The organism is Candidatus Zixiibacteriota bacterium, from assembly GCA_040752595.1.
GTDB lineage: Bacteria > Zixibacteria > MSB-5A5 > WJJR01 > WJJR01 > JACQFV01.
The window spans coordinates 21,580-39,226 of the sequence record JBFMGX010000048.1 but is presented as its reverse complement, the minus strand read 5'-3'; the positions used below and the strand labels follow the sequence as shown (position 1 = coordinate 39,226).

The following is a 17,647-nucleotide window of genomic DNA, read 5'->3' as shown; positions in this document are numbered from 1 at the left end:
TAATAGGTCTCAGGAGGTCTCGGTGTCCTGGAGGGCTTGCTGGAATTCGGCGTCGACACGCAACTCCTGACGCGTCGGTTGCCGCTTGTTGGCATCCGCCAAGTCGTCGTCGGCGCGGTGTGTTTGCCGGATGAGTGTCCGTATCTCCCGGCGACGGAACGAGGCATGGCGACGCTGAAAACGGCGAAGCGATCGCTTCAGTTTCTCTGGTACCATGGGTGATGTCCTTTCGCTGGCAGCCCCAAAACCGCACAACCTCTATCCATATTTACGTTTCAACTGCCGTGCGGTTGCCCGAAATCGAAAGCCGACGTGACAGGAACATGCCCATCGTCCCATCACGTTTTCACGCAATGGCTTGCCGAGACGATGGTCGGGGATGCTACGCCACCGCGCCGACATAGATGTAGGCGATCCGGAGCGTGACTGGAATGACCCGGATGGATCGGAACGCGCCGGTTTGGCGCATCAACTCAGCAAACCGGTTGTCGGACGGGAACGCTGCGGCACTCTCGCTCAAGTAACGGTACGACGATGGCTTGCCTGTGATCCACCCACCGACGCGCGGGATCGCCACCTGGCTGTACCAGCGGTATGCCCGCCCGAACAGTCGTGCCTCCGGCTGACCGAACTCCAACACGACCACTCGCCCTCCAGGTCGGACCACCCGAGCCATTTCCGCCAGGCCGCCAATAGGATCGTCCAGGTTGCGGATTCCGAAGGCGATGCTGGCGATGTCGAATGTGCCATCGGAGAATGGGAGTCTGAGCACATCGCCCAAGACAAAATCGACCGTCGCCCGTGCCCTGGCCGCCTTGGCAACCGCCAGCGTGAGCATCGGTCCGGCGAAATCGAGACCGACGACTCTGCCGGTCGCTGTCACCGCCCTTCGAAAGGCCAAAGCCAGATCTCCGGTCCCGGTGGCACAGTCGAGAACCCACTCCCCCGGCCCAGCTCCCGACTCTCGGACGGCGCGTCGCCGCCAGTAGTGGTGGACCCCCAGCGAGAGAACTTGGTTGGCGCGATCGTATCCCGGCGCCACGGCGCCGAACATCTCTCGAATACTCGCGCGCTCAACCATCATTGCCGACTTGAGCCTCTGACGTCCTTCGCTTACAGATAGAATCCGCGATCGGGGTGCGTCCACGAATCCTTATTCGGGTGGAAGGACTTCCCACCGAAGCCGTATATTATGGCACTTGAGCCCCACCGTCTGGTAGAAAACGCTGGGATCACAAGACTTGGTGCCTGTACCGATGGCCTCTAACGCCCTGCCGTTCGACCGACCGCTGACAACGCCGAAAGGCGCCCACAATACACCGCCTTGGCACCTGTCAGAAGTCGCGTCACAGCGAGCCCGTGAGAGCCGTGAGAGGTCCATCCTCGTTCTTGGCTTTCCGGCCCCGGCCACAGATCCGTTGACTTGGCTGGCGGGCCGATCATCCGCGCCCACAATATACTGGCGCGATCGCGACGGTTGGGAATATGGGGCCGCGGGGAGCGCCTGCCGCATCGAGGGGCAGGGCCCTGATGCCATAGCCAATGTCGCCGATGAGGCCGTCGCCTTTCTGCGCCATCGGCTGGTCGCCGAAGCGGCTCCGCTGCACCGGCAGATGCGTTTCTTCGGCGGGTTCTCGTTCGACCCACAAACACCCCCCGACGATCTCTGGTGTGACACCGGGTTTTCCGATGCCCTGTTGGTTCTCCCCGAAGCTCTCTATATCCGCCGGGGCCTCGAATCGCATATCCTGCTTTCGATTGCCATTCCTCCTGACGCCAGTCCCGCGGCGCTACCCACGGAGTTGAAGCGACTCAACGACCGCTACTGGCCTGAATCGGCACCGGCACAAACCTCTCCCATGCCGCCGCCGCTCGAACTTCTCGCGGCGACGGACGATGCAACCGACGGCGAGCGTCATCGCTGGCACGAGGCAGCATCAGGCCTCCTGGCCCTTATTGAAGGCGGCGCCTTGGACAAGGCCGTGCTGTCGCGCCGCCGGCGCTACAATACCTCTCCCGCAGCGACCTGTATCGACCCGTGGACTGTGCTCCGGGCGCTGCGAACCAAGACTCCAGACTGCTATCAGTTCAGCTTCCGGCCGCGGGATTCACATGCATTCGTCGGTGCGTCGCCCGAGCGCCTCTTGCGACTCCAGGGGCGAAGACTGGACAGCGAGTGTGTCGCAGGCACGACGGGTCGGGGGGAAAGTGCCGACGTCGATCGTGAGTTGGCGACCGCGCTAATGTCAGCGACCAAGGATCGCCGGGAACATGATCTCGTCGTCAGCGGCGTGCACGACACCCTCGGTCCGCTCTGTCGGCAATTGTCTCTTGCCGACCAGCCGGAGTTACTCGTTCTGGCCACCCTCCAGCACTTGCGCACCCCGGTCTCCGCGGAACTGAACGAGAGCGTGACCCTCGGCGATGTCTTGAAGCATCTGCATCCGACTCCATCCGTCGGCGGCTGGCCGCGCCCAGAGGCCTTGCGGGCGATACGCGAAGCCGAACGGTCCTCACGCGGCTGGTACGCCGCTCCGGTGGGATGGATCGGCGCCGACGCTGCCGAATTCGCCGTCGGCATCCGTTCGGCGTTGATCGTGGACCGTGCTGCGTGGCTCTTCGCCGGAGCCGGGTTGGTCTCCGGCTCCGACCCCGAGAGAGAATGGCGCGAGACAGACAGCAAACTCCTGGCGTTCCTGACGGCGCTCCGATCATAGAAGGCGCGGAATCCGCCGTCGCCGTCGCCAACGTGCGCTGCGCGGCGGCGCTGATCGGGAGATTCGCCGCCCTTGGAGTCAGGCATGTCGTGATCTCCTCCGGGTCGCGGTCCACGCCACTGGTGCTCGCCGCGAGCCGCCGACCGGGACTTGACATTACCACTCATCCTGATGAACGTGCCGCCGGCTTCCGCGCTCTGGGCATCGGCAAGGCGCTGCGCCGACCCGCCCTGCTGATTTGCACGTCCGGAACCGCTGCCGCAAACTACTATCCCGCCATCATCGAGGCGCGTCAATCCCATACACCGCTGATCGCACTCACCGCCGACCGTCCACCCGACCTGAGAGGCCGGGGGGCACCACAGACAATCAACCAGGTCAATCTGTACGCGCACTATCCGTGCTACCATGCCGATCTGCCGGAACCCCAGCCGGGGGGGTATGTGGAGGGAGTCTGGGTCGATCACGCGGCCAGGGCATATGCGGCCGCGCTGGGCTCCCCACACGGCCCGGTGCATCTGAATGTCCCCTTCGAAGAACCGTTGATCCCGGAGCCGGCGGTCGCGACACGCGTGATGCAAAAGATGGCCACTCACGACCACCAACATGTCGCGCCCGGCCTCGTGCGGCCCTCTGAATCGTCACCGCAGACCGAGTGGGACTTCGTGCGTAGCGCAATCCTCCGATCGTCGCGCCCGCTGCTTGTACTCGGTCCCCAGGACGAATCCGAGCGTCCCATCGCCGCGACTGGGATGGAGTGGCTGCGATGCATTCCCATCCTCCCCGACGTCGCCTCCCAGTGGCGCACGAGTGACTGGCCGACCGATAATATAATCTCTCACTATGACTTGTCGCTCCGCTGTACCCGGTTCGCGCACCGCGCTGTTCCCGATTGCGTCATTCGCCTCGGCGGTCTGCCGACCTCAAGACTCCTCAATGAATGGCTTGCCGGTTTCGGGCCGCCATTGCGGGTCCTTGTCAACGAACATAATGAGTTCGCTGATCCTTATAACTATGCCACGCACCGTTTGCACGGTCACCCTGTCGACGCGCTCCAACGCCTGTTCTCGGGACCCGATGAGGCGCGCTGCGATCCCGCCTATCTGCGCTTGTGGCGAGAGGCGGATGAGGCAGTTGCGGCGGTGATCACCGCCGACCGTGACCAACTCAATCCCCGAGAACTGTTCGAAGCCGATGTCGTCGCCGCCGTCTTTCACCACGCCCCAAAGGAAGGGATCATCTATCTGTCCAACAGCATGCCGATCCGCTGGGCCGATGCCTATGCACCGGCGCGGTCCCCGACGACGCGCGTCTTGGTCAATCGCGGCGCCAATGGCATAGATGGCCTCATCTCATCCGCGGCCGGGGCGGCGTCGGCTTCCAAAAGGACGGTTGTTCTTGTCATCGGTGACATCGCCTTCCTGCACGACCTCAACGGCCTGTGGGGTCTTGCCCGCGAACGACTGAATCTCAAGATCGTTCTCCTCGACAACAATGGCGGCGGCATCTTTTCCCACTTGCCCATTGCCGGTCACGTAGACACAATGGAGCGCCTAGTGGCGATGCCGCATGAACTGGACTTGTCCCGGGCGGCAGCGCTGTTCGGCATCCCTTGGCGCCCCGTGTCGTCATTGGTAGAGTTTGTTGAGGTCTACACCGAAACGATGCCGAAACCGGGACCGCAGATCATTGCAGTTAATTCTGACCGCCAGCGCACATGGAAGCGGCACCGTGCGCGGTGCCAACAGATCGAGACACGCCTGTCTGGTCAAACGCCGTGAGCGACACCCTGCGAACATACGATTGGCATGTCCGTGAGGATGGCGATCCCACCCGGCCGACGATCCTCCTTTTGCACGGCTTCACCGGTTGCGTTGAGATGTGGGATGACATCGTGTCCGGTTTGGCGGGATCGTTTCACTGCCTGCGTGTCGATCTCCCGGGGCACGGCCGCACGGGCATACGGGACGCACGCGAAACGCACACCATGCCGCGTGTCGCCTGCGACCTGATCGATCTGCTGGATGAGCGGGGGATTCTCAAGACGAGTCTCTGGGGATATTCGATGGGAGGCCGACTGGCGCTTCTTCTCGCTGTGACCTATCCGCGGCGCTGGGACCATGTGATTCTCGAAAGTGCGTCCCCCGGCATCGACGATCCTGTCGCACGAGAGCAGCGGCAATGTGATGACGAGGCACTGGCCTGTGAGATCGTGCGGATCGGCGTTCCCGAGTTCATCGAGAGGTGGCTGGCGCAGCCGATGTTTGCGAACCAGCAAACGCTTCCGGAATCGCGTCGTGAACTGGCCCGTCGTCTGCGCCGGATGCACACGGCATCCGGTCTGGCATCGGCGTTGCGCGGTCTGGGGGTCGGCGCGCAGAGCCCACTCACAAACTCTTTGCCCGCTCTGCGTTCTCCTGTACTCATTCTGACGGGGGAGCAGGACGCCAAGTTCCGCGCCATTGGAACGGCCATGACGGCGACGATTCCCCGCGCCCGAATGGAAATCATCTCCGGCTGCGGCCACGCACCGCACTGGGAGAATCCCACGGCATGTTTGTCCGCCGCGATTCCCTTTCTTCTGAGTCCACACTCCGCACCGGCTCCCACCGGGTCCGGATGCGGTGGAGAATAAGTTGATACCGACTGGAGGTCTGATCCTGATGAGCATTCCCAAATGGCAACCGGCGGGTGAGTTCGCCGACATCAAGTACGAGAAGGGCGACGGCATCGCCAAGGTCACGATCAACCGTCCCCATGTCCGCAACGCCTTCCGGCCGCAGACTGTGGTCGACATGGCCGCTGCCTTCGATGATGCGCGCAATGATCACCAGATCGGTGTCGTGATTCTCACTGGTGAGGGGACCGCCGCCTTTTGCTCGGGCGGGGACCAGAGCATCCGGAGCGACAGCGGATATGTCGACGAGGGCGGCGTGGCCCGTCTGAATGTCCTTGACCTTCAGCGCGCCATCCGTTCCCTGCCCAAGCCCGTCATTGCCATGGTGGCGGGATACGCCATCGGTGGCGGCCACGTCCTGCATGTGATCTGCGATCTGACCATCGCCGCTGACAACGCCCGGTTCGGCCAGACCGGCCCGCGTGTCGGGAGTTTCGATGGCGGCTTCGGCGCCTCGTATCTGGCTCGCATCGTCGGCCAGAAGAAGGCCCGTGAGATCTGGTATCTGTGCCGCCAATACACGGCGGACGAGGCGCTGGCGATGGGCCTGGTCAATGCGGTGGTGCCGCTCGAACGATTGGAGGAGGAAACGGTGGCCTGGTGCCGCAGCATTCTGGCCCACTCACCGCTGGCGCTCCGTTGTCTCAAGGCGGCATTCAACGCCGACTGCGATGGTCAGGCCGGACTTCAGGAGTTGGCCGGAAACGCCACGCTGTTGTACTATATGACCGCGGAGGCGCAGGAGGGGCGCAACGCCTTCCTCGAGAAACGTGAGCCGGACTTCGCCAAGTTCCCACGGCACCCGTAGCGGGCACAGAGTCATGGACACCAGTCGCGACGCGGGCGATGGCATTCTGCGACGCCCGTCATGGTGGACGATCTGGTACCTGGCGGCGCGCCCGAAGACGCTCTGGACCGGGATTTCACCGGTGATCGTCGGCTCGGCGCTGGCTTGGCACGACCATGCGTTTGTCCTCCCCGCCGCGCTGGCGGCGCTGGTCGGCGCTATCGCGATTCAGGTCGGCACGAACTTCGCCAATGACCTGTCCGACCACCTGCGCGGAGCCGATGGCACGGATCGCCTCGGACCGACCCGCGCCACCCAGGCCGGATGGGTCACCCCGGCGCAGATGCGCCGGGCCGTGGCGTTCGTCTTCGCGCTGGCTTTTCTCGTCGGAATTTATCTTGTTTTCCGCGGAGGCTGGCCGGTGGTCGCCATCGGCCTCTGCTCCCTGGCCGCCGCATGGCTCTACACCGGCGGTCCCTATCCCTTCGGGTACCACGGTCTGGGGGACATCTTTGTCTTCATCTTCTTCGGGCCGGTCGCGGTCGTGGGCACATACTACGTGCAGACACTAACAACGACATCCGCCGCCTGGCAGGCCGCCATCCCGATGGGGGCATGGGCGGCCGCTGTACTCTGCGTCAACAACCTGCGCGATATCGAGTCCGACCGCCGGGCCGGGAAGCGCACGCTCGCAGTGCGTCTCGGGCGGCGCGGCGCCGTCTGGGAGTACGCCATCCTCATACTCGTGACGTTTCTGACACCGATCGGCCTGTACGCAACCGACGCCGTCGGTCCGGCGGTGCTGGCCGCCTCGGCGGTCGCACTTCTGGGCATCCGGCTTGTCCGCCGGATCGGAAGAGTGGATCAAGGTGTAGCACTCAATGAGGTTCTGGCGGCCACGGCGCGTTCGCAGCTGCTGTACGCGTTGGTGTTCGCCGGCGGAGTCATGTGGTGAAGACCCTGAAGCTCGCTGTCATTCCTTACGATCGTCCACTCCCGCGACCGATCACGACCGCACACGGCACGTACGCCAATCGGAATGGCCTGCTCCTCATCGTCAGCGACGATACCGGAGCGTTTGGCGTCGGCGATGCCGCTCCCCTGCCGGGATTTTCGCGCGATACGCTGGCACAGGTGACCGCGCGCGCCCTCGAAATGCGTGACCGCTTCCTCCCCGGCGTGTCCGCCGCCGTGCTCGTCCCAGATTCGTTCCACCAACTCAGTGCCGGTGCGGCCGCGTGGGGTGAGTGGGTCGCGGGACTCCCCGCGCTGCAATGTGCCTGGGAGACCGCGATCGCCGACTTGGCCGCCCGACGGCAGCGGCTCCCTTTGGCCCGCTGGCTCAATACCGCGGCCGCGACGTCGGTTCATGTGAACGCCCTGCTGCACGGCGATGATCCGGCGCAATTGGGGCAACTGGCGCGCGAACTGGCATTCCAGGGATACGTGACATTCAAGATCAAAGCCGGTGTCGGCCGATTGGAACACGACATCGCCTGCATCGGCGCCGTACGCAATGCCGTTCCCGGCGGGCAACTGCGCATCGACGCCAACGGCGCCTGGGACCAATCGCGGGCGGCGACTGTCTTGAAGATCGCCGCCGACATCAGGGCCGAGTTCGTCGAACAACCGCTTCCGATCGGCTATGCGACCATCGCCCGACGTCTCGCGCGCACGGCGCGTGTACCGCTGGCCCTGGACGAGGAGGCCGACTCGTTCGACAACGCCCGCCATCTGATCGAGTCCGATCTGTGCGACCTGATCGTCCTTAAACCGATGGTGATCGGCGGCATTGTCGGCTGCACCCGTCTGGCGACGCTGGCGCGGTTGCGTAAGGTGCGCGTCGTCTACTCATCGGCGTGGGAAAGCGACGTCGGCGTGGCGATGACGATGCATCTGGCCGCCGCCCAGGGATCCGGCGCTCCCGCAGCCGGATTGGCCACTGCGGGTTCGGTCGGGGCTGATCTGGTCGACCAACCGCTGGCCATTACGCAGGGGCAACTGGCGGTTCGCGATCTTCCCGGCCTGGGTCTGAACCTGGTCCCGGGCCTTCCCCAACTGCAATAGCACGACGATGGACCAGATCGCCTACCCGACCGTGCGGCACGCCGAACGGCTCGGCGGGCATCCGGCCATCATCGCCGGTGGGCTCGTCGTCTCGTACCGAGAGCTTGAGCAGCGCATTCGCGGCGCGATGGGGCAGTTGGCACGCGTCGGCCTGCGCGCCGGTGATCGTGTGGTCGTCGCCGCCGCGAATTCGCTGGAGTGGATCATCCTGGCTCATGCACTGCCCCGGGCCGGGGCGATTCTCGCCCCGCTCCATCCCCACCCGAATCCGTCCGACGCCGCTGCGTACCTGCCACGGCTGGCACCGGCGCTCATTCTCACAGATGATTCCTCCCGCCATGTGCAACCTTGGTTTGGATGGTCGGGCTGCCCCGTCATTCCCATCACCGACGTCGTCAACGCCGATACATCAGAACCCAACCGGTCTGTGAACGACATGATATCGGCCACCGACATTCACACGGTCGTGCCGACATCCGGGACCGGCGGCACGCCCAAAGGCGTTTGCCTGACGATGCGGAACCACCTCGCCAGTGCCCTGGCCAACGCTCTGAATCTCGGTATCAACCCTGATGACCGCTGGCTCGCCAATCTACCCTTCCATCATGTCGGCGGGCTGGCGATTATCCTGCGCGCGGCATTCTATGGGACGACCGTTGTCCTCCCCAGCCAGCATGAAGATGTGACGATGATGGAAGTGATCGCTCGCCACGACGTCACACAGTTGTCGCTGGTGGCCACGACGCTGTCGCGTCTCTTGGATGCGTGCGGCGATCAATCCGTCCCGCCCAACCTGCGGTCCATCCTCGTTGGTGGCGGGCCGACCGGTTTGGATCTCTTGCGGAACGCTCGATCACTTGGCCTGCCGGTCCTGCCGACCTATGGCATGACCGAGACCGCCTCACAGGTCGCCACGCTGGCATTGGGTGCGGACTTGGCGAAGTTGCACACTGTCGGACGCCCGTTGGCGATGTGCGACGTCGAGATTCGTGATGACGAAGGCACAACTCTGCCGCATGGAAGCGACGGTACAATCTGTGTTCGCTCGCCGATGTTGTCCCCGGGATACTGGATCGCCCCCGGCCGGATCGAACCGGTGGCGACCAACGGCTGGTTCGTAACGAACGACATCGGTTGTCTCGATGACGACGGCTACCTTATCGTACACGGTCGCCGTGACAACGTGATCATCACCGGCGGAGAAAAAGTGGCGGCGGAAGAAGTCGAGGCGGCTCTGGAGCAATGCGAGGGCGTCGCCCGAGCCGCCGTGTTGGGGTTCGAAGACCACCAGTGGGGCCGGAAGGTCGTCGCTTTGATCGAGATGGCGCCCGGAGTCGTATGCGATCCGGACGCACTTCGTGCAGACTTGCGCCGTCGCTTGGAAACGTTCAAGATTCCGAAGGTGTTAGTGCCGGTCGATCAGATACCATTGACCGCGGCCGGGAAGATTGACCGCCGGAAACTGGCCTCTGTTCACTCTACGGCGGCTGGCCAATTGTAGACGTGGTCGTCTTACATCGGCTCATTGACCGCTCCCATAAACAGTACCACGCCGGTGCTGTCGTCTCGAATCGCGCAGAAGAAGGGATGATCGACATTCATGACGAACGGGCCCAAGGAGGTTAGGCTGATCTCGACCGAAGTTGCCGCCGCCGCCTCGGTTCCTTCTTCATTCACTTCCAGAAACGTCTTGTGCTTGACATTTGAGATCATCAGGGGCAGGTGCGGCGATGGAGTCATGGCGGAGAAGTCCGCTTCACCAGAAAAGGCGACGCCCATCCCGAGCGCCTGCAGCGGTTCCACCAGCGATGCCTCATACTCCAGACGAAAACGCGGAATCAAGATCCTCGCCTCGCCTGAACGAAAACCTGTCATCCACTTCTGCCATTGGTCATAGTCGAGCCGGGCGAGGAAGTCGGCGAGCGTCGACTCGCGATTGGGAAGGAAGATGTACATTCCCCACCGCCCGGAACCGTAGGGAAGACAGATGGCCCGGAAGGAGGGGTCTACCAGATACCGAAAATCGCCCGACTGCATCATGAACCGAGCAGACTTGCTGCGCCCGTCGGCGAGGTGGAAGACTCCGTCGCGTGTCTGGCTCTCGTCAAACTGATAGGTCCACATTCCCTTGAAGTGGATCGCGTTGATCAGGAACAGGACGGTGGCCCGACTGATCGGCGGGCTCACGATCTCCGGGATCCGCTCCCTTGTCTTCTCACTAACCCAGGCGTTAATCGTGTCGGCCGCTGAAGGATTCGTGAAATCCAAGGCACGGATTTCCGCGGCGAAGAACTCCTGATTGCGTGCCAGGAACCCCGCATCAAAGTCGATCCCTTTGCGCGCCCACAACGAGTTGGCGACCGCCAGCCGGACATCCGGATCGGGATCGGCCAACAGCGACAACAGGTCGGCATTGGCGGCGTTGATCTCATCGCGCGGCATGCCCGAAAGCTCGAGTGCATCGGCCATCGCCGTCTGCGTCTCCCCGGAGGCGCCGTTGTAAGTCATCGTCAATGCCAGAGCCACGCTGGCCGAGGAGATGAAGACGTTCTCTGTCGCGTCCGGCCGGGTCAACTCCGAGAGCAACTCAAACCCAAAACGGTTGTCCGCGTCCACGAGGCGATTGTCGATCTGAGTCACCGGCTTGGGTGAACCCCGATGCGACTCCGCGTCGGTCGCGTTCTCCTGGCAGGCGAACAGCGTGCAGACACCGATAAGAAGAATAGCGTAGCGAACCATCGCGACCCCCTGTGCAAATGCAGGCGGAGAGCCCGCCGCAGCCCCTCTGATCAGCCAATACACCCCGTGAGCCGGTTTATTCCCGCTCACGGTACAACCGATCAAAGATCCCCCTCGACCCAACGGGTGCCACGGGTCTTCAGGGCATGTTGAAAAAGCACCCCTGTGCGGCCCAAGAGGCTCCCCGCCGGACACCCTACTCATCGTACTTCAACTCATACGCCGGCGGCTCGCCACCCGGACCTTTCAAGTAGTACTCCATCCACTGCATCAGGCGCAGGTTGTAGTCCAGCCGCGCCGCCGCCTTGCTGTTGCCGTGTCCCTCGCCCGGATAGAACACCAACCGTACGGGCGCTTTGCCGCGCATCTTCAGGTGACGATAGAGCTCCATGGACTGCCCCGGGTGGACGCGGGGATCATCCTTGCCTGCGAAGATCAGCGTCGGCGTCCGGTTGCGGTCGGCATAGTAGATCGGGCTGCGCTCAAGGGCGAATTGCCAGTTCTCCCAGATCGGGTGCAGCGCGTGTACGGCGATCTCCTCTTTGGGAATGTCCGTGGTCCCCAGCTTGGAGATCTTGTCGGCGATGCCGAAGCTCATGACGCTCGCGGCGAAGCGATCCGAGTAGTACGTCGCTCCCCACGCCGAAGCGTATCCGCCATAGGAACCACCGGTAATACCAACCTTGCTCTTCTCCACCAGCCCCTGTGCGACCAGGTGATCGACTCCGTCGACGAAGTCGTCGAATTCCTTCCCCGCCGGATCGCCCTGGCTCAGTTTCGAGAAGGCCACGCCCCGCCCGGTGCTGCCGCGGTAGTTGGGATAGAACACGGCAAAGCCCTGCGTCGCGGCCACCTGCCCCGGGCTGGAATACGCCGTCATCCACCCGTTGCGGTAATGCGACTCCGGTCCCCCATGCACGGTCAGGATGAGCGGATACCGCTGCCCCGGTTTCTCATCCAGCGGACGAATCAGAATCCCCTCCAGATCGAGTCCGTCGCGGGCACGGTAGCGCACGACTTCCTGCACCCCGAAGGACACGTCGGCCAGCCAGGGATTGCTCTCGGTCAGACGACGCGGTGCCGGATCGCCCGGATCGCGACGGTAGACTTCCGTGGGGTGTCGCCAACTGTTGCCGGTGAAGGCGGCCTTGGAGCCGTCGCGCGACAGACTGATGTCACTGTACACCGCCCCGTCTTCAGGCGCGCCAATGGGAGCCGCGCGATCGCTTCCGAGACCTTGGGGCGCCGGGAAGATCCGAACTTCGTTGGCATCCAGCCCCACCTGATCGATGTAGCTCCACACTCCCTGATCGGCGATGAAAGTGATTGTCTGCGGGTCACGCCACGCGAAGCTGCGGATGTTGCCTTCGAAGTTCGGCAGCAGATCACGCATCGCCCCCCCGCCGGCGGGTGCCAGCATCAGTCGTCCCGCCGACGGATCGTGCGCGTCGGTCCCGGCGATGAAGGCGATATGCGCACCGTCCGGGCTCCATTCGATCTCCCCCAGCTTCCCCGGATTGTCGATACGCGCCAGAATCGCCCCGGTCTCGGCATCGACCACGCGCACGCGGCGCTCCATGTAGCCGTCATCGACCAAGGGCGTCGGCGCCAGGGCCAGCGCCAGACGCCGGCCGTCGGGACCGAAGTGCAATCCCGACGCCGAGCCCTCCAGTGCCAGCATCGTCGCCGCGGTATCGTCGGTCCGCATGTCATGTACCCACACACGGACAAATGGTTTCTCTTCTTCGTAGATCTCCTGATTGAACCCCTTCTTCTTGGCATCCTTCTTCGACTTCGGTTCCGCCTCCGTCGCCAGGAAGGCAACGCGCTTCCCATCGGGGCTCCAGGAGTAGGACGAAATGTCGGCGTCGTGTTGGACGATCTTGCGTGCCTCGCCGCCGGTCAGCGGGATCACATACAGCGCCCGGTTCTCATCGTCACCGCGCTTGGACAGGAACGACAGTCCGGTTCCATCCGGCGTCCATCGGACACCGCCCACGTTCACCTTGCCGGTGACATAGGGGTGGGATGACCCATCGGACTCGATCATGTGCAACTCGGTCCACGAGGCGCCGTTGTCTTGGTCCTTCAAGTCGCGCGGCACGCCCAAGGTGTAGGCGATCCGGCTCCCATCCGGGGAGATGACCGCCGAGGTGACGCCCCGGATGCGGGCGACGTCTTGGGGCGTGAGCCCATTCGCCGCGTACACCGTGCTGGCGGCGATCCATAGACAGGATAGCACGGTTGCCAGAAACCGGATCCATCCTGCCTTCCTACCCCGTGTCGGCGTTGTCGTGATCGTCATACGACTCTCCTTGTTGTGTGTACATGCCCATTTATGAGACGGCGCTCCGAATCTGTCCTGAGGAATCGATGTGGAATGCGGCCCAATGCGGAGAGGGGGGGATTCGAACCCCCGGACCTCGTGTAAGGTCAACGGTTTTCGAGACCGCCCCGATCAACCACTCTGGCACCTCTCCGGCGCGAATATAGGCGGCCGAGGCGGCATTTGTCAGCGGTTTTCCTGTGCCGATTCAGACACAAAAGTTGCTCGAGGACAAGGGGCTTTCAGCCCCTTGAGGATCGGCGCGGCCCGGCTCCGCCCGAGCACACGCCGGAAGTCAGCCGCGTGCCGCCTCTCCCAGAACTTCCTCCAGGAACTTCACGTCCGGCCGCAGGAATCGAAACGAGAGCAGACTGATGATGGCAAGAACCGCGACCTGCTGCATGGTGCCGCCGAGAAGATAGAGGACCACGCCATAGACGACCGGCGAGGCCCCCAAGGCGAATGTCACGGTCGTCGCGCTCATCACGATCCGCTCGACCGCTGCGGTATCGCCCAGCACATTCCTCAGCCGTAGCGGCGCCAAGAGAATCCGTCGCAGCGTGAACGCAGCCAACAGATCGGCCACGGCCAGCCCCAGAAGGACATAGAATAGGGTCGGCAGCCACACCGGCGCCTGGGATTCATCAATCCCGATTCCCCGTTTACGCACCACGAACACCAGAAGAACCAGCACGCCCGGCGCCAGTAGTTGGATGATCATCCCGCGACGCACGGCACGTTCGGCCATCCGCCCACAGTCGAATCTCGTCGCCATGTCAGTCATAGGCAACGTCATGCCTCTTCCCGGCGCTTGGCAAAGAACCGTCGCATGAGCGCCGCCGCCTCATCCGCCATCACCCCACCGATGATCTCGACACGATGGTTCAGGCGCGGATCGGAGGGAATGCGGAAGATCGAACCGCACCCGCCGAACTTCGGGTCGGCCGCGCCATAGACGATGCGGTCGATGCGCGCCATGACGCCGGCGCCGGCGCACATGACACATGGCTCAATCGTGGAGTACAAAGTCGCACCGAGCAACCGCCATGATTCAAAGTGGGATGAGGCGGCGCCGATCGCCAGAATCTCCGCGTGCGCCGTCGGGTCCCCCAGACGTTCCATCTGATTGTGGCCGCGCCCGACGATCAAACCATCCTTGACGACGACAGCGCCGACCGGCACTTCGTCCTCCTCAAAGGCCGATTCCGCTTCGCGCAGCGCCTGCCGCATGAAATACTCGGCACGCTCGTAATCGGAATGCTCGGGAAACACGATCATCACCGCCGGGGATCATGCCCCGCCCAAAGTAAGCTACGATGCCGTTCAGAGACAGGCAATCGAACAGTGTGACCGGGAGTCTCCCTGTCACCCCGAGCGACTTGTCCCGAGCGAAGCGAGGGAAGCGAGGGTCCGCCTTTTCTCAGAGAATGTCATTCCATCGGAGACTCTCCATTGCGTATAAGGCCGATGAACTTCAGCACCCGGAGGAACTGACGGCATGAATGACAGAATCAGCGCGCCTGCACAAGAGGACCTCGCCCAAGCAAACAGCGCCTACCTGCGCTCCGCGGCGCATCAACCGGTGCATTGGCATCCGTGGGGCGATGCCGCCTTCACTCGCGCCCGGCAACTCGACCGTCCGATCCTCCTCGATATTGGCGCCGTCTGGTGCCACTGGTGCCATGTCATGGACGGCGAATCGTATGAGAATCCGAAGACCGCGCAAATCATCAACGACCATTTCATCGCCATCAAGGTCGATCGCGACGAGCACCCGGACGTCGACCGTCGCTATCAGGAAGCGGTCTCCGCGCTCACCGGCCAGGGCGGCTGGCCGCTGACCGCCTTCCTGACGCCCGAGGGTCTGGTCTTTTTCGGCGGCACTTACTTTCCCCCGACCGATCATCATGGACGCAGGGCATTCCCCGATGTGCTGCTCGCGGTCGCGGAATATTATCGCAGCCACAGGAGCGACGCCCGGACCCGGGCCGAGTCGCTCGCTGGAGCGCTGGCGCAGCACCGCGATCATGACCGCTCCGGCGCGATCAGCCGCGCGCTGATTACCCAGGGGGTTGCGCAGATCACCGCCAGCTTCGACCCGGTCCATGGCGGTTTTGGCGGCGCGCCGAAGTTCCCCCATGCCTCCGCCATGGAGTTGATCTTGGCACAGCACTTCTTCTCTCCGTCTCCGTCTCTGGACCATGTGATTCGACGAACGCTGATCCGGATGGCGCGCGGCGGTGTCCATGACCAGCTCGGCGGCGGGTTTCACCGGTACTCGACCGATGCCCAATGGATCGTGCCGCACTTCGAGAAGATGATCTATGACAACAGCGAGCTTCTGCGCAACTACGCCATGGCCGGCGGGCACTTCGGCGATCCGCTCTTCGCCGAAACCGCCCGCGGCATCATTGACTTCTTGACCGGCGTCCTCGGCGATTCAGAACGCGGCGGTTTCTATGCCTCTCAAGACGCCGATGTCGGCCTGCACGACGACGGCGACTACTTCACCTGGACGCTCGACGAAGTGCAAGCGGCTTGCTCAGCCGATGAAGCGGCGGTCCTGGCCGAGCGGTTCGACATCCGTCCCCATGGCGAAATGCGCCACAATCCCGCCAAGAATGTCCTGTTGGTCGCGGCCGATGTCGATGTTATCGCCGCCAAGAGCAACAAGACCGATGCGCAGGTGCAAGCGTTGCTCCAATCAGGCATCATGAAACTGCGGGACGCCCGAAGGCGACGCCCTTTACCCTTCGTTGACTCATCGGTCTATACCGGCTGGAACGGCCTGGCGATCTCCGCCATTCTGCTGGCCGCAGACTTCCTCGATATCGCCAACGCCGAGCGATTCGCCCTGCGCTCGCTGGACCGTCTGTGCGCCGGGGCTGTTCTACCCGACGGTCGGGTACGTCACGCGCTGGGAGCCGACAACCCGTCCGGCCTTCTGGAAGATGGTGCGTTCCTGGGACGGGCATTCCTCGACGCCTATGAACGCACGGGACAGTCGGCCTACTTGGATACAGCCCGTCGGATCAACGACGATCTCCTGCGGCGCCTGTGGGATGGAGAGTCAGGCGGCTTCTTTGATCGTGAACCGGACACTGCTGCCCCGGGGCTTCTGGCCCAGTCGCGCAAGCCGATTCAGGATTCCCCAACGCCTTCGGCCAACGCCGTTGCCGCGGAGCTCATGCTTCGCCTCAGCGAACTGACCGGCGAAGACAGATATCGCGATCACGCCGAGCAGTTGCTGACCGCTTTCGCCATGACTGCCGGAGGCCTCGGCATCTTCGGCGGGTCGTACTTCTCAACCCTCGATCGTTTCCTGCGCGGCCCGGCCACAGCGGTTGTTGTCGGACCTGCCGGTGATCCCCGCGCCGAGGAGTTGTGGTCCACGGCCCGGCGTGTCTTCCGACCATACAAGTCACTCCGTCGTATCACGACCGACACCACGGCAGCCGATCAGGTGCCGCTTCCTCCCGAGATGCGCGGCATGATCGCCTCGGGGCAGACACGGGCATACTTCTGCGCCGGCGAAACCTGCGCGCTCCCCACTGACGATCCCGAAAAATTGGCAAAGACCATCGCCACATTCGGCCGCAGCGGCTAAGCAAACACGACCGAGACCGCCGTGACATCGGCAAACAAGGGGCTGAAGCCCCTTGTTTACCCATTCGATGTGTTCCCACTTGTCGGCATTTCCGAAACCTCCTACCTTATCGTCGCAACCGGAGGTCAAACCATGGAAAAAGTCTACAAGATCGTCGAAGTCGTCGGATGTTCACCAACCAAGATCGAAGAGGCAGTGGAGAACGCCGTGAAAGAAGCCAGCCGGACGCTCAAAGGCCTGGCCTGGTTTGAAGTGAAGGAGATCCGGGGCGGCTTCAAGGACGGCAAGATCGCCGAATACCAGGTGCTGGTCCGCATCGGATTTCGGCTGATTGAAGATTAACGGAGGGAGGGTATCATGGCCGCCAGAACCGTGACCGAGGAGCTGCGCATCACCGGCGGGAAGCTTCGCGACAAGATTGAAGAGCTGATCCACCAGGGCAACATCCGCAGCATCATCGTCAAGAACGATGAGGGCAAGATGCTGGGCAAGATCCCGCTCACCGTCGGCGTGATCGGCGCCGCCGTGGCGCCGGTCCTCGCCGCGGTCGGGATCATTGGCGCGCTGGCCTCGAAGCTGACGATTGTCGTGGAGAAGGAAGAAGAAGAGTAGGGCGGGCACATCGCCTGTCCTTCACGGGTCTGAAGACCCGTGGCACACAGCCGTTGTCATTGCGGACGTAGGGTGGGCACCCCTCGACTTCCTTCGACTCCGCTCAGGACAAGTC

Annotated in this window: 16 protein-coding genes and 1 tRNA gene; 10 read left to right on the top strand and 7 right to left on the bottom strand. The window is 63.2% G+C overall.

Features of this window, described 5'->3' with window-relative positions; all coding sequences use genetic code 11:
• Nucleotides 1-9: 9 nt before the first annotated feature.
• Together AB1792_11500 and ubiE are read right to left on the bottom strand one after the other, a co-directional pair.
• Complete coding sequence (locus AB1792_11500; GenBank protein ID MEW5702836.1) at nt 10-216, bottom strand: hypothetical protein; 207 nt, start codon at nt 214-216, stop codon at nt 10-12.
• A 166-nt stretch (nt 217-382) separates the two neighbouring features.
• Entirely contained in the window at nt 383-1,084 is a 702-nt protein-coding gene (ubiE, locus tag AB1792_11495) for a bifunctional demethylmenaquinone methyltransferase/2-methoxy-6-polyprenyl-1,4-benzoquinol methylase UbiE (GenBank protein MEW5702835.1), read from the bottom strand.
• Nucleotides 1,085-1,418: 334 nt separating this feature from the next.
• Here ubiE and AB1792_11490 point away from each other — a divergent pair, with 334 nt between their 5' ends.
• The 7 genes from AB1792_11490 to menE are packed head-to-tail and all read left to right on the top strand — an operon-like array spanning nt 1,419 to nt 9,749.
• A complete protein-coding gene (locus tag AB1792_11490) occupies nt 1,419-2,717 on the top strand; it encodes an isochorismate synthase (protein ID MEW5702834.1) in 1,299 nt (432 codons plus the stop codon).
• Nucleotides 2,663-4,498: a 2-succinyl-5-enolpyruvyl-6-hydroxy-3-cyclohexene-1-carboxylic-acid synthase gene (menD, locus tag AB1792_11485; protein MEW5702833.1), complete on the top strand. Its 1,836-nt coding sequence runs from the start codon at nt 2,663-2,665 to the stop codon at nt 4,496-4,498. The genes AB1792_11490 and menD overlap by 55 nt, the downstream gene beginning before the upstream one ends.
• On the top strand, nt 4,495-5,352 hold the full coding sequence (menH, locus tag AB1792_11480) for a 2-succinyl-6-hydroxy-2,4-cyclohexadiene-1-carboxylate synthase (protein ID MEW5702832.1): 858 nt from the start codon (nt 4,495-4,497) through the stop codon (nt 5,350-5,352). The genes menD and menH overlap by 4 nt, the downstream gene beginning before the upstream one ends.
• 28 nt (nt 5,353-5,380) lie before the next feature.
• A complete protein-coding gene (menB, locus tag AB1792_11475) occupies nt 5,381-6,202 on the top strand; it encodes a 1,4-dihydroxy-2-naphthoyl-CoA synthase (GenBank protein MEW5702831.1) in 822 nt (273 codons plus the stop codon).
• 13 nt (nt 6,203-6,215) lie between these two features.
• A complete protein-coding gene (locus AB1792_11470) occupies nt 6,216-7,136 on the top strand; it encodes a 1,4-dihydroxy-2-naphthoate polyprenyltransferase (GenBank protein ID MEW5702830.1) in 921 nt (306 codons plus the stop codon).
• On the top strand, nt 7,133-8,248 hold the full coding sequence (gene menC / locus AB1792_11465; GenBank protein MEW5702829.1) for an o-succinylbenzoate synthase: 1,116 nt from the start codon (nt 7,133-7,135) through the stop codon (nt 8,246-8,248). The genes AB1792_11470 and menC overlap by 4 nt, the downstream gene beginning before the upstream one ends.
• A gap of 7 nt (nt 8,249-8,255) precedes the next feature.
• The gene (gene menE / locus AB1792_11460; protein MEW5702828.1) at nt 8,256-9,749 is read left to right on the top strand and encodes an o-succinylbenzoate--CoA ligase; all 1,494 of its coding nucleotides are present in this window, start codon (nt 8,256-8,258) and stop codon (nt 9,747-9,749) included.
• Between the two features lie 11 nt (nt 9,750-9,760).
• Here the strand turns inward: menE and AB1792_11455 are convergent, their stop codons facing one another.
• The 5 genes from AB1792_11455 to tadA form a co-directional block, all read right to left on the bottom strand.
• Nucleotides 9,761-10,987, bottom strand: coding sequence for a serpin family protein (locus AB1792_11455; GenBank protein ID MEW5702827.1), 1,227 nt, complete (start codon nt 10,985-10,987; stop codon nt 9,761-9,763).
• 196 nt (nt 10,988-11,183) lie between these two features.
• On the bottom strand, nt 11,184-13,292 hold the full coding sequence (locus tag AB1792_11450) for a S9 family peptidase (GenBank protein MEW5702826.1): 2,109 nt from the start codon (nt 13,290-13,292) through the stop codon (nt 11,184-11,186).
• 88 nt (nt 13,293-13,380) lie between these two features.
• Nucleotides 13,381-13,467 (bottom strand) — tRNA-Ser (locus AB1792_11445).
• A gap of 141 nt (nt 13,468-13,608) precedes the next feature.
• A complete protein-coding gene (locus tag AB1792_11440; GenBank protein MEW5702825.1) occupies nt 13,609-14,109 on the bottom strand; it encodes a hypothetical protein in 501 nt (166 codons plus the stop codon).
• Complete coding sequence (gene tadA, locus AB1792_11435) at nt 14,106-14,591, bottom strand: tRNA adenosine(34) deaminase TadA (protein MEW5702824.1); 486 nt, start codon at nt 14,589-14,591, stop codon at nt 14,106-14,108. The genes AB1792_11440 and tadA overlap by 4 nt, the downstream gene beginning before the upstream one ends.
• A 220-nt stretch (nt 14,592-14,811) precedes the next feature.
• Between tadA and AB1792_11430 the strand changes: the two genes are divergently transcribed.
• The 3 genes from AB1792_11430 to AB1792_11420 all read left to right on the top strand — a co-directional run bounded on the left by AB1792_11430 (nt 14,812) and on the right by AB1792_11420 (nt 17,532).
• Nucleotides 14,812-16,920 carry a thioredoxin domain-containing protein gene (locus AB1792_11430; protein ID MEW5702823.1) on the top strand — a complete coding sequence of 703 codons (2,109 nt, stop codon included), beginning with the start codon at nt 14,812-14,814 and terminating at the stop codon, nt 16,918-16,920.
• A gap of 132 nt (nt 16,921-17,052) precedes the next feature.
• Nucleotides 17,053-17,262, top strand: a complete 210-nt coding sequence (locus AB1792_11425; protein MEW5702822.1) for a dodecin — start codon at nt 17,053-17,055, stop codon at nt 17,260-17,262.
• Nucleotides 17,263-17,277: 15 nt separating this feature from the next.
• Nucleotides 17,278-17,532 (top strand): DUF4342 domain-containing protein, encoded by a 255-nt coding sequence (locus AB1792_11420; protein ID MEW5702821.1) that lies wholly within the window; start codon nt 17,278-17,280, stop codon nt 17,530-17,532.
• Nucleotides 17,533-17,647: the final 115 nt, after the last annotated feature.